Source organism: Clostridium sp. UBA7339 (assembly GCF_002470865.1).
Lineage (GTDB): Bacteria > Bacillota > Clostridia > Clostridiales > Clostridiaceae > Clostridium_J > Clostridium_J sulfidigenes.
The window spans coordinates 151,103-165,126 of the sequence record NZ_DKPI01000006.1 but is presented as its reverse complement, the minus strand read 5'-3'; the positions used below and the strand labels follow the sequence as shown (position 1 = coordinate 165,126).

The 14,024-nt window shown below is 32.6% G+C and carries 9 protein-coding genes; all 9 read left to right on the top strand.

All coding sequences use genetic code 11. The annotated features are described in order from the left end of the window. The first annotated feature begins 96 nt into the window (after positions 1-96). The 9 genes from B2S02_RS04185 (at position 97) to B2S02_RS04145 (ending at position 14,004) form a co-directional block, all read left to right on the top strand. Positions 97-1,272 carry an FprA family A-type flavoprotein gene (locus B2S02_RS04185; RefSeq protein WP_346847835.1) on the top strand — a complete coding sequence of 392 codons (1,176 nt, stop codon included), beginning with the start codon at positions 97-99 and terminating at the stop codon, positions 1,270-1,272. 209 nt (positions 1,273-1,481) lie between these two features. Continuing rightward, on the top strand, positions 1,482-2,279 hold the full coding sequence (locus B2S02_RS04180; protein ID WP_346920671.1) for a hypothetical protein: 798 nt from the start codon (positions 1,482-1,484) through the stop codon (positions 2,277-2,279). Positions 2,280-2,479: 200 nt separating this feature from the next. Next, positions 2,480-3,349, top strand: coding sequence for a radical SAM protein (locus B2S02_RS04175; RefSeq protein ID WP_346920333.1), 870 nt, complete (start codon positions 2,480-2,482; stop codon positions 3,347-3,349). 185 nt (positions 3,350-3,534) lie between these two features. Further along, entirely contained in the window at positions 3,535-4,809 is a 1,275-nt protein-coding gene (locus tag B2S02_RS04170; RefSeq protein ID WP_346847838.1) for a serine dehydratase subunit alpha family protein, read from the top strand. 205 nt (positions 4,810-5,014) lie between these two features. Continuing rightward, positions 5,015-6,415: an MATE family efflux transporter gene (locus tag B2S02_RS04165; protein ID WP_346847839.1), complete on the top strand. Its 1,401-nt coding sequence runs from the start codon at positions 5,015-5,017 to the stop codon at positions 6,413-6,415. Positions 6,416-6,563: 148 nt separating this feature from the next. Then, on the top strand, positions 6,564-7,505 hold the full coding sequence (locus B2S02_RS04160; protein WP_346847840.1) for an alpha/beta hydrolase: 942 nt from the start codon (positions 6,564-6,566) through the stop codon (positions 7,503-7,505). 181 nt (positions 7,506-7,686) lie between these two features. Continuing rightward, complete coding sequence (gene mnmH / locus B2S02_RS04155) at positions 7,687-8,721, top strand: tRNA 2-selenouridine(34) synthase MnmH (RefSeq protein WP_346878705.1); 1,035 nt, start codon at positions 7,687-7,689, stop codon at positions 8,719-8,721. 400 nt (positions 8,722-9,121) lie between these two features. Further along, complete coding sequence (locus B2S02_RS04150) at positions 9,122-11,077, top strand: DNA topoisomerase IV subunit B (RefSeq protein WP_346847842.1); 1,956 nt, start codon at positions 9,122-9,124, stop codon at positions 11,075-11,077. A gap of 11 nt (positions 11,078-11,088) precedes the next feature. Continuing rightward, positions 11,089-14,004, top strand: coding sequence for a DNA topoisomerase IV subunit A (locus tag B2S02_RS04145; RefSeq protein WP_346920332.1), 2,916 nt, complete (start codon positions 11,089-11,091; stop codon positions 14,002-14,004). Positions 14,005-14,024: the final 20 nt, after the last annotated feature.

Here is a 14,024-nt window from a genome sequence, read left to right as displayed (position 1 = left end):
AAAAAATTTTAAAATAATGCAGAATATCTTGCAATAGATAATAATTGTTTGTTAATATGTAAGTATGGAAGATAATATGAATGCGGAGGTAATGAAATGGAACCTTTAAAATTAACTAATTCAGTTCATTGGGTTGGGGTTAATAATCCTGAACTTAGAGTATTTGACATAATAATGGAAACAAAAATGGGAACTACATATAATTCCTATTTAATTGAAGATGAAAAAATCACTATTGTTGACACAGTTAAGGATGGATACTTTGAACAATATTTAAAGAATATTAAATCTATTATTGGTGATAAAAAAATAGATTATATTGTAGTTCAGCATACAGAACTTGATCATAGTGGTTCATTAAAGGAACTATTAAAGGAATATCCAGAAGCTCAGGTTGTTGGATCAAAGGCTGCAGTAAGATATCTTAGAGGAATTATAAACATGGAATTTAAGTCTATAGATGCTTCAGGAGAGCTATCTATAGGAAAGAAGACATTAAGATTCGTAAATGCACCAAATCTTCACTGGCCTGACAGTATATTTACTTACTTAGCAGATGAAAAGATATTATTTACATGTGATTTTATGGGATGTCACTATTCACCAAGTGGGTGCATTACTGACAGTTGTTCTGGAAACTATGAAACTGAAATGAAGTATTATTTTGATGTTATCATGGGACCTTTCAAAAAATTTATTAATACGGCCCTTGATAAGATTGAAAATATAGAAACTGAAATTATTGCTCCTAGCCATGGTCCAATTCATATTGATGATAGAGAGTATTATAAAAATTTATATAAAACTTGGGCTAAGGAAGCTGCTATTGAAGAAAAAAACATCCAAATATTCTATGTTTCTGCCTATGGAAATACAGAAAAGGTTGCAAATCATTTAAAGGATGCCATTGAAAAAAGAGGAATTAAGGCTGGAGTTCATGAAATTACAACTACTCCTTTAGAGAAACTTGTATCTCTTGTAGAAAAGTCAAGTGGTATATTAGTAGGTTCTCCTACTATAAATCAAGATGCAGTGGAGCCAGCTTGGAATTTACTTGCTCATGTTAGTGCTATTGTAAATAGAGGTAAAATTGCTGGAGCTTTTGGATCTTATGGTTGGAGTGGAGAAAGTGTGCCTATGCTTTCAGAGAGATTAAAGAGCCTTAAATTTAATGTAATTGATCCAGGTTTTAAATTTAACTTTGTACCAAGTGAAGAAGAACTTAAGCTAGCAGATGAATTTGCTGATAACTTCCTTGGAATGTTAAAATAAATTTAGTATATAATAATAGATTATGGTATATTATTAAGGTATGAGATATAATATAAAAAATGTTATATTCCATACCTTTTTTCATAGCCAATACTAATTTCAAACTTAATAATATGTTTACATGAAAGATTTTATTATGGAATAGGCTATAGAGAGAAAATATGGTAAAATGTAAGAAAGCTGATAAATTTCATTGCATTTTTATAGGAGTGATTATATTGAAGTGGTTAAATAAATTAGAGAGAAATTATGGCAGGTATGCCATTAGTGGATTGATGAAATACATTGTAGCAGCTAATTTGGCTGTATTTTTATTAGAGGTTATAAATCCAGGGTTAGAGGCAAACCTAATGTTAATACCTCAGGCAGTAATGGCAGGTCAAGTGTGGAGGTTAATTACCTTTATTTTAATTCCACCAGCAACCAGTGCCTTTTGGATACTCTTTACCCTTTATTTCTATTATATTATAGGTATGGGGTTAGAACAGGCTTGGGGAAGCTTTAAATTTAATATATATTATTTAGTAGGGATGATTGCTACCATAATTGTATCTTTAATTGGAGGTAGTCCTGCTACAGGGGTATTTATAAATCTAACTTTATTTTTAGCCTTTGCATCCATATATCCTAACCATGAAGTTTTACTATTTTTCATTTTACCAGTTAAAGTTAAGTATTTAGGAATTTTAAATGCAGTGCTTTTGGCACAACAGTTTATAATGGGTGGAGTTGGAATAAAACTCATGATCCTTGCATCCTTAGCTAACTACTTTATTTTCTTTGGAAAAGACTTTATAGAGTTATTTAAAACTAAGAAGAAAGTTAAGAGGAATAAGGAAAAATTTAAAGTCATAGAGATGAAAGATTATGTACGTCATAGATGTACTGTATGTGGAATAACTGAAAGAGATGACCCTAATATGGAGTTTAGATATTGTTCAAAATGTAGTGGACATAAGGAATATTGCATGAATCACTTGAAAAATCATGAACATATTAATGATTAGTAGTGTATACCATGACTATTTGTTAAAAAATTAAGGGATCCATCAGAATTAAATGCTAACTATTAAGGTTAGTTAAATTTTGATGTATTCCTTTTTTATTCCATGACTACCAGCTCTAGTATTCCCATCTTATTTAAAGGTGGAGGAAAGAGCTTCTATATCCTAGGATAAGGATTTCTATATATGAAGGAGGAAAATTTATGAGATATGAAGGTGCTGTTTATAGACCACCTAGTGAAGGAAAAAGTTTAATAGTTCAAGCTACCATTGGTTGTTCTCACAACAAATGTAGTTTTTGTAATATGTATAAGGCAAAGCAGTTTAGAATGAGAGCTTTAGAAGAGGTAATTGAGGATTTAGTTTGGGCTAAGGAGAGGTATGGATATATAGAAAAAATATTTATAGCTGATGGTGATGCTCTTATCATGCCTACAGAAAGACTTATTACAATTTTGGATAAAATTAAAGAATTATTTTCAGAATGTAAAAGCATTACTGTATATGCTAGTCCCAAGTCCATTTTACTTAAAACTCCAGAAGAACTAAAGCTTTTAAAAAGTAAGGGTTTGGCAATGGTATATCTAGGTATAGAAAGCGGAGATGATGAGGTTCTGCTTAAAGTGAATAAGGGAGCAACCTCAAAGGAACTTATTGAGGCTGGAAGAAAAATTAAGGATAGTGGAATAAAACTATCTTGCACTCTAATAAGTGGCTTAGGTGGGTTAGAAAACTGGAAAAATCATGCTTTAAACTCAGCAAAGGTTATTAATGCCATAAATCCAGATTATCTAGGCCTTTTAACTCTTATGACTCCTGAAGATGCACCTATATATGAAGAAATAAAAAGAGGAGCTCTTATGCTTTTAAATCCTATGGAAGTAATGGAGGAGGTTTATCACCTTGTTAAAGAACTAGATCTTACAAACTGCATATTTAGAAGCAATCATGCATCAAACTATGCACCACTAGCTGCAGTATTAGGTAAAGAAAAGGAAAGATTACTTTCAGATATAGAAGGTTTTTTAGCAGGACAAAATAACTTTAAACCAGAATATTTTAGAGGGCTTTAATAATATTGAAATAAAGCCCTCCCTTTGATATAATTAGGATGTTAAAAAACTTTAAAACCTAATGGAGAAGGTTAGCACATAATGTAAACCATTACCTAATTTCAACAGAGCCTAAATATTAATGTACTATTTAAATTAAAGAGCTGTTTAAATTAAAAACAGTCTATTAAGGAAGGATGTTAATAATGAAAAATACATACATAAATATTCTTAAGAGAGAAGTTATACCAGCCTTAGGATGTACAGAGCCCATAGCTCTAGCCCTTGCAACGGCGAAATGTAGTCAAGCTTTAGGAGGAGTTCCAGATAGGGTTACGGTTCTTGTTAGCTGTAATATTCTAAAAAATGGTATGGGAGTAGGAATACCTGGTACAGGAATGGTTGGTTTAAATATTGCAGCAGCCCTTGGAGCTATTGGTGGCAATGCAGAGGCAGGATTAGAGGTTTTAAAGGATGTTACTAAGTCAGATATTGATAAATCAAAGGAATATTTAGCAGAGGGCAAGGTTACAATAGACCTTACTAAAGCGCCGGAAAAACTTTATGTAGAGGTTATTGGACATAAGGGCCATGATAGCTCTTCTGTAATAATTAAAAATAAACATAACAATATAGTTTTAATTACTAGAAATGAAGAGATATTGTTTGAAATCGAAGAGGTTAAAACTGTAGCTACAGAGGATAATGGAGACGAGGAACAGTTATCTGTTAAAGATATATATGAATTCATAAAAACTGTACCCTATGAGGATATAGAGTTCTTAATGGAAGGTATAGAAATGAATCGTAGAGTTTCAGAGGCTGGAAGAAAAGAAGAATATGGACTTAAAGCAGGAAAAATTTTATTAGATGGAAAGAACAGTAAAATGTTTGCAGATTCACTTCAAACTTATGCCATGGGATTAACTGCTGCAGGCGTTGATGCTAGAATGGATGGATGTACACTGCCAGTAATGAGTACAGCAGGTAGTGGAAACCAAGGATTAACAGCTACTTTACCTGTAATTGCAGCGGCAGAAAAACTAGGAGTTAGTGATGATACTTTAGTTAGAGCCGTAGCCCTTAGTGATCTTATAACTATTCATGTAAAAAGCTTTATAGGAAGACTTTCAGCTCTATGTGGATGTGGAGTTGCAGCTTCAATTGGAGCTAGTTGTGCCATTGTTTATATGCTAGGAGGAGAACTATGTGCTATAAATAAAGCTATAAAAAATATGGTGGCAGACGTTTCTGGTATGGTCTGTGATGGAGCAAAGCCAGGATGTGCTCTAAAAATTTCTACAGCAGTAGGTACATCAGTGCTATGTGCAGCCCTTGCATTGGAAGGGGTAGAAGTATCATCTCATGATGGAATTGTTCATGAGGATGTGGAGAGAACTATAAAGAATATGGCAGATTTAGGGGTAGTTGGAATGGCTGATGCAGACAGAGTTATCCTTAATTTGATGATGTGTAAGTAAAAAGGATGAATTTTTAACTTGTAAGGGATAAATTTTTAACTCGTAATAGTTGACAGTATGGTTTAAATTATCTATAATTTTATAGGAAATTAAGTTTTGTAAAACTAAATAGAAGTGTAATTTTTAAAATTATACAAGTGCTGAAGCAAACCACTTTGATAACCTTCAAAGTGGTATTTTTTTTTTGCCGGAAAGGAGAATATCTATGACTAAGAAAACTTTAAAAGAATTATTTTATGATAAGAAATTTTATAAGATGGTATTATTTCTAGCTTTACCAATTATATTGCAGAATCTAATAGCATCCTCAGTAAATATGCTAGATACTTTGATGATAGGAAGAGTTGGAGAAGTTGAGTTAGCAGCAGTAGGTATTGCTAATCAATTTTATTTTATATTTAGCTTATTTATAATGGGAATAAGTTCAGGATGTGCAGTTTTTATAGCTCAACTTTGGGGGAAGAGAGATAAAAATAATATACAGAAGGTTTTAGGTATAGGAATTATAAGTAGTGTTCTTATAACCAGTGTTTTTAATTTAGTAGGAGTATTATTTCCAGAGAAAATAATTTCAATTTTCAACATAGATCCTCAAGTTATTAAGATAGGGGCTAGCTATTTAAAAATAGTTTGTTTTAGTTATATCTTTACAGCTATATCTTTTAACTATGCAGCTGCTTTAAGGAGTGTAGAAAATACTGTACTTCCAATGTTAGCTAGTTTTTTAGGGTTAGTTGTAAATGGAGTTCTTAATACTGTCCTTATATTTGGTTTATTAGGTTTTCCAGCAATGGGAGTTAGGGGGGCAGCTATTGCCACCATAATAGCTAGAGGTTCAGAATGTGCACTTTTAGTTTTATATACCTATACTTCTAAGAATATTTTAGCTGCCAAAGCTAAAGATTTATTTAATATTACAAGAGAGCTGACTAAAAGTGTATTTGTAACTATGATACCAGTGCTTTTAAATGAAGCTTGTTGGGGGTTGGGGAACCTAACCTACGCAGTAATTTATGGAAGAATAGGAACTCAAGCTACGGCATCTATACAAATATGTACAACCATCTTTAATCTATTTATGATTATAACCTTTGGACTTGCCAATGTGGCGGTGGTAGTTATAGGTAAGGAAATTGGAGCTGGAAGAGAAAAGCGAGGATTACTTTATGCTAGAAGACTATGTGTAATTTCTTTGATTACAGGAGTTATATTAGCTGTAGTTTTAGCTATAACTTCACCAATAGTTTTAACTGTGTTTAAAGTTTCTGAGGAAGTGCTAAGAAATTCTTTAAGGATTCTATATGTATACTCTGCTCTAATGCCTCTTAGAGTATTTACAGTAATTTTGGTAGTTGGAATCTTAAGAGGAGGCGGTGATGCTAAATATGGTGCCATTGTACAGGGTATAACTCTATGGGGCATCGGAATCCCATTATCTTTTGTGGCAGCTTTTATATTACATCTACCAATATATTTGGTGGTTTCAGTTACTGCAGCAGAGGAAATTGTAAAATGTATTATTGTAGTTAGAAGATATAGAAGTAACAAGTGGATAAATAATATAGTAAATCAAGTTTCTAAGGAAAGTGTAGAAATAGTTATATAATTCTTTGTGTATCGGTATGTGTTGCTTAGCAATTATCATACCGATTTTTTTAGTGAACTGTTGTCAGCCGAAAAAAATTTATATATAATTTATTATAAGGGAATTATTTGAAAATTATTTAAATAAAATATTTTGGGTGGGGTATATTATGACATATAAAGAAATGAATTTAAAAATGCGAGATGGAAAAGAGATTTATTTATACAAATGGGAGCTAGATGAAGGTGTTAAACCTAAGGGAGTTATACAACTTATTCATGGTATGGCTGAATATGGTAGCAGATATGATAGATTTGCAAAGGAATTGGTTAAGGATGGTTTTATAGTTTATGCTGATGACCATAGAGGTCATGGAAAATCTGCAGAAAGCCTAAGTGCTTTAGGATATATTAGCGATAATGATGGATTCCATGACATGGTTCATGATCAACGTGAAATAAATAATTTTATAAAAGAAGAAAACCCATCACTAGATATTTATATTTTTAGTCACAGTATGGGGTCTTTCATAGCACAAAGGTATATGGAGATATATGGAGACACTGTTAAGGGTGTAATTTTATCTGGAACTGGTGGTAAACCTAATACTTCAATGAATATGGGAATATTTTTGTCAAAGGTTATAATGAATCTTAGGGGTAGAAGATCTAGTGGAAAGTTAATGGATGATTTAGGCTTTGGAAATTACAATAAGCTAGTAGAAAATCAAAAAACTAAATATGATTGGTTAAGTAGGGACGAGGAGGAAGTAGAAAAATATATTCTAGACCCCTATTGTGGAGGAGTGTTTCCGGTATCCTTTTTCTATGATTTTTTAAAGGGAATGAAGGCAATACATAAAAAGGACAATCTTGCTAGCATACCAAAGAACTTATCTATAACCATGTTTAGTGGTGATAAGGACCCAGTAGGAAACTATGGCAAGGGAATATTATCTCTAGTTGATACTTTTAAAAGTTTAGGTATTAAAAATTTAAGTTATAAACTATATGAAGGTGGAAGACATGAAATATTAAATGAAATAAATAGGGATATGGTTACAGAAGATATTAAGGCGTGTTTAAATAGCTGGGTTAAAGGGGATAATTAGATTAGTAGGATTATCTCTAGTTTGACATATTAATCATTACAATATAGAATAGATAGAGTTGTAGTTATTTGAATTTATTATGGTTTGCAAGTGTTGTTTATGAGAAAATTATAGGAAGTTTTGCCATTGTAAAACAAATGACTTCTTATGGAAAGATGTTACTTAATTTGGAGGAATGATTATGTCAAAAACCATAGAATATAAAGATCTAACTGGAGACTATGTCCTTGTTGATGTGAGAAGTACAGGAGAATTTAATGAGGCTACTATTAACGGTGCAGTAAGTATTCCTCTTTTTAATGATGAAGAAAGAGCAATTATTGGAACCATATATACTAGAAAAAGTACTGAGGAAGCAAAGAGATTAGGGGTAGAGACAGTATCTAAAAAACTACCTTATATATATGATAGAATTCATGAGCTTGAAAAACAACATAAAAATGTAGTATTATTTTGTGCTAGAGGTGGCATGAGAAGTGCATCTATTACAGATCTTTTAGGTGCCCTTGGCATGAGAGTTAGCAGAATAAAGGATGGTTATAAAGGCTATAGAGCCTTCATAAATGAGGAGTTGCCTAAGGTTAATGAAAAAGTTACCTATATAGTACTTCATGGTAATACGGGAGTTGGAAAAACTGAGATTTTAAAAAAACTTAGAGCTGATGGATATGATGTATTGGATTTAGAAGGATGTGCTAATCATAGAGGCTCCATATTAGGTGCTGTAGGCCTTGGAGATGGTACTAGCCAAAAGCAGTTTGAATCTAATATCTATGAGGAATTAAAGGCTGTTAAGGGTAAATATGTATTCATTGAAGCAGAAAGTAGAAGGATAGGAAGGGTTTTAATTCCGGAATATATACATTCTGATATGAAAAGGGGACTTCACATATTTGTAGATGCTCCAATAGATTTTAGAAGTAAGATAATAATTGATGAATACACTAAAAATAATAGCTGTAATGAAGAAATTTGTGATGCACTAAGAAGATTAAAGAAACACATCAGTGAAAAAAACATAGAAATATATTGTGATATGGTTAATAATGATCAGTATGAAGAAGTGGTTAAGGAACTTATGGTAAGGTATTATGACCCACTATATACTCACAGCTCTGATAAGTATGAATATGACAAAAAGCTTATGATAAACTCCATAGATGAAGGAGTAGAAGAATTAAAAAGCTTTATAAATAATTTAAAATGTGAAGAATAAAATATGTATATTAAGTAAAGCTTATAATTAATGTTTATGAGACTTTTGTAAAATAAACTAATCTAAATAAACCTTAAGCACGTACTAATATTATTCCCTAACAATAATATTAAAGCACATGCTATATATTCCATATAAGATTAGCAATATATTTTACGAAAACATAGCAGAACAGTAATTATAGGCTTTTTCATGTAAAATTTTAATATTTACTATTTAAATAAAGAACATTGCGGTTCATTAAAGGGATAGAATTTTATTTTTTCAAGTAATTAGAAAAATAATAAAAAAATACCGCAAAAATAAGAACGTTTGTTTTGGAATTTCAAGAAAAAACTTTACTCCTTTGGAATAAAGTTATACAATAACAAATGTAACTCAACTTTTAAGGAGGGATAATATGGCGCAAAAGGAGAATAATAGAGGTACTTATGAAGTTACAGATCTCACATCTCTTGAAAAATTAGAGCCAGTAAGGGTTAGGCCTGGAATGTACATTGGCTCAACGGGTACTAAGGGTCTGCACCATTGTATATGGGAAATACTAGATAACTCTATTGATGAAGTTGCCAATGGATTTGGAGACAGGATAATAGTTACTTTAAGTAAGGATAAAACCGTTACTATAGAAGATAATGGAAGAGGAATACCTACAGGAATACATCCTGTTAAAAATAAATCTGGGGTGGAGATGGTTTATACAGAACTTCACACAGGAGGTAAATTCAATAATAATAACTATAAGACCTCAGGAGGACTTCATGGAGTTGGAGCTGCTGTTGTAAATGCTCTGTCTAAGTGGTTAGAGGTAGAAGTTAAACAAAAAGGAAATATTTATCTGCAAAAATTTCACTATGGATATGACAAAGAACTTAAAAGGGACATGCCGGGAACCCCAGCTACACCTTTGAAGATTGTAGGAAAGTCTAATGAAACTGGTACTAAAGTAACTTTTTTAGCAGATGGTGAAGTTTTCGGAAATGTAGATTATAAGTTTGAAATAATTGATGAAAGATTAAAGGAGCTATCCTTTCAAAATAAAGGGATTACCTTAATTCTAAGAGATGCAAGGAAAGATGATGTTGTAGAAAAAGTATATCATTCAGAGAGAGGCCTTTTAGACTTTATAGATTATTTAAATGAAAGTAAAACCGTCCTTCACAAAGAGCCAATAATTTTCCAAGGAGAAAGAGAAATTAATGGACTTATGGTATCGGGAGAAATATGCATACAGTTTACAGATTCTACGGCAGAGCATATTGCTAGCTATGTAAATAATATTCCCACAAAAGAAGCTGGTACTCATGAAACAGGATTTAAGACTGGTATGACTAGAGCCTTTAAAGAAGGTAGTAAGAAGTTAAATCTTTTAAAGGAAAAGGATAAGGACTTTGAAGGGGACGATATTAGAGAAGGTATGACTGCCATTGTAAAGGTAAGAATTACAAATCCAGTCTTTGAGGGTCAAACTAAAACTAAGCTAGGAAATGTTGAAGCCTATTCTGCAATGAATGACCTTGCCTATACTAAGCTAGGTGAATGGATAGAGGATAATAAAGAACTAGCTACTGTAATTATTAATAATGCTATTTCAGCTGCAGCTAGAAGAGAGAAAATTAAGAAAATAAATGAAGCAGAGAAGAAAAAGATAGGAAATGGTACTGCACCACTGGCAGGAAAAATAGCTGTCTGTACTTTGAAAGACAGAGAATTTACTGAGTTTATAGTGGTGGAGGGAGATTCTGCGGGAGGTTCTGCAAAACAAGCAAGGGATAGACGATTCCAAACCATAATGCCTTCTAAGGGTAAGATTATGAATACGGAAAAACAAAAATTAGAAAATGTTCTTGCAAGTGAAGAACTTAGAATCTTTAATACTGCCATAGGAACTGGAGTTTTAGAAAACTTTAAACCAGAGGAATTAAAGTATGGAAAGATAATTATACTAAGTGATGCCGATGTGGATGGATATCATATCAGAACCCTTTGGATGACTTATGTTTATAGATATATGAGACAACTTATTCAAAATGGAAATTTATTTATTGCATTACCACCTCTTTATAAGGTTTATAAAATCACTAAAAATGGTGAGGTTAGTAAGTACGTTTATAATGATGAAGAGCTAAATAAGGCTAAGAAGGAAATTGGTAAGGGTGCATTAATTCAAAGGTACAAAGGGTTGGGAGAGATGAATGCAGACCAACTTTGGGATACTACATTAAATCCGGCTACTAGAACTCTTCAAAGGGTTACCATTGAGGATGCTGCTAAGGCTGAAAAGATGATTTCCTTGTTCATGGGAGATGTGGTAGAGCCAAGAAGAAACTATATGTACAATCACGGTGAATTTTAGGAGGTGTTACAATGGCAAAGAAAAAAGAACCAATTCCAATAGATAATAATATTATAGATGTTTCTATAGATGAGGCTATGCCAGAGAACTATCTTCCCTATGCTGTAGAAGTATCAAAGGATAGAGCTCTTCCAGACGTAAGGGATGGACTAAAGCCTGTTCATAGAAGAATTTTATATGGAGCTTATATGCTTAAGGCATTCCCAGATAAGCCATATTATAAGTCTGCCAGAATAGTAGGAGATATTCTAGGTAAGTACCATCCCCATGGAGATACATCAGTTTATGATGCCATGGTAATTTTATCTCAGGATTTTACTACAAGAAAGCCCCTTATAGATGGTCATGGAAACTGGGGATCTATAGATGGAGATAGTGCAGCTGCCATGCGTTATACAGAAGCTAGACTATCTGGCATTGCCTTAGAAATGCTTAAAGATATTGATAAAGATGTAGTTGATATGATGGATAACTACTCTGATACAGAAAAGGAACCTACAGTTTTACCTGCAAAATATCCAAACCTTCTTGTTAATGGAGCCTTTGGTATTGCTGTAGGATTGGCTACCAATATTCCACCCCATAACTTAGGAGAGGTTATTGATGGAGCCATTGCCTATGCAGATAATGAGGAAATAACCACTAGAGAACTTATGGAATACATAAAGGGACCGGATTTACCTACTGGTGGAATATTAATGGGAAAGGATTCTTTAGTGGCTGCCTATGAAACTGGGGAAGGAAAAGTGGTTTTAAGAGCTAAAACTCATTTTGAAACCTTGGAAAGTGGTAGACTTGGTCTTGTTATTTCAGAGTTTCCTTATAGAAAAAATAAGGCTAAGCTTCTTCAAGCAATATCTGATTTAACAGGAGATAAAAAGCATAGCAAAGCAGTGGAATCCATTGCGGATATTAGAGATGAATCTGATAGAAATGGTATTAGAGCCGTTGTAGAATTTAAGAAAAACACTACAGAGGAAACGGCGGATAGAGTCCTTAAATATCTATTTAAGAGAACGGAGCTTCAATGTAATATATCCTTTAACATGGTGGCTTTAGCTGGTGGAAAGCCTAGGACCATGGGACTTAGGACTATAATTAAATACTATATAGAACATCAAAAGGAAGTTATTACAAGAAGAACAAAAAGAGAGCTAGAAATAGCAGAAAAGAGATTCCATATTGTAGAAGGCTTTATTAAAGCTATTGGAATCATGGATGAAATAATTAAAACTATTAGGGCATCTAAATTTAAAAAGGATGCAGGAGAAAATTTAATAAGCAAATTTGGCTTTACTAACCCTCAAGCAGAAGCTATTTTAGAGTTGATGCTTTATAGACTTACAGGTCTTGAAATTAAGATATTCCAAAAGGAACATAAGGAATTAGAGACTAAGATTAGGGGACTTAAGAAGGTATTAAGTAGTGAAAAGGAGCTTATTAAAGTTATTAAAAAGGAGCTTCTAGAGGTTAAGGAAAAATATGATGACCCAAGGAGAACTACTATTTTAGAAGATGATAGTGATGCTAATATTCAATTAGAAGAACTTATAGTAGAGGAAGATGTGGTAGTAACCATGTCTAAGGATGGATATGTTAAGAGAACTGCTTTAAAATCCTTTATTAGAACAACACAAAATACTGAGGATATAGAATATAGAGAAGGAGACTTTAATAGATTCTTCTTTGAATGTAATACCAGAGATACCCTATGTATCTTTACAAATCAGGGAAATATGTATCAATGTAAGGTTGCAAATTTAATTGAGTTTAAGTGGAGAGACAAGGGTGAGAGAATTCAAGGATTTATTAGAACTCTAGATTTAGATAAGGAACACATAGTAAATGCCTTTGTAGTACAGGATTTCTCTATTACTAGGGATGTGCTTCTTATGACCTCTAGAGGTCTTATCAAGAAAACTGAACTTAGCAAGTTTATTACTAATAATTCAAGACTACAAGGTATTAAGCTTAAAAAGGATGAAGAATTGATAAGTGCTGAATTAGTGGATAAAGATAGAGAAGAAAGATTTATTGAAATAACTACTGCTAAGGGATTAAACTTCATTGCACAGGAGCCTAAGGTTGAGCCAGTGGATAGAGGTATAGTTGGAAAACCTATAGTTAATTTAACCCATGGAGATAGTATAACTCAGTGTAGTTATGTAGATGAATTTAATTATAAAGAGTTCTATATAACTGTTAATAAAAAGGGGATCTTAAGAACTTCCAGTAGAAGAAGCGGAGAACCGGTTATAACTACATCAAACTCTAACGGTGAGTTATTCCTATTTACAGCTGGTGGAGAGTTATTTAAAATGTCAGCCTTAATGATACAAAACATAGATAAAAAGGGTATTGAACTGGAAAAGCTATTTGAAGGTTATAATTCTAAGGATCCAGTGATTGCAATAATATCTGTGGATAATGAAGGAAGCTCTAAAGAAAATTTCTACTTCTTTACTGAAAAAGGTGTAGTAAAGAAAACTAGTATAGAAGAATTCACTGGTGATTTTACTAATATCTCAGCATATAAATTTAAGACTCCGGAGGATAAGCTAATTAAAGTAGAAGTTGAAGCTGACAAAGGAGAAGGGTTACTCTTCACAAGAAAGGGTATGTGCCTTAAATTTGATTTAGAAGCTATAAATGTCATGGGGAAAAATGCCACTGGAGTTATGGGAATTAGCTTAAAGGATGATGATAAAGTTATCTTTGCAAAAGCAAGAAGCGGTGTTATTTCAAATAAAAATAATGAATTATGCGTAGATTTATTTGAAGAAAACCTGAAAATAACTACCCAAAATGGTCAAGAGAACATAGTGGATTTAGGAGCCTTACCAATTCAAAATAGAGCTGGTAGAGGTAAAAATGTCATTGTATTTATGGATGATGACTTTATAGAAAAGGTAGAGCTAATTAAGTAATAGAAGTAAAGTGGGGGTAG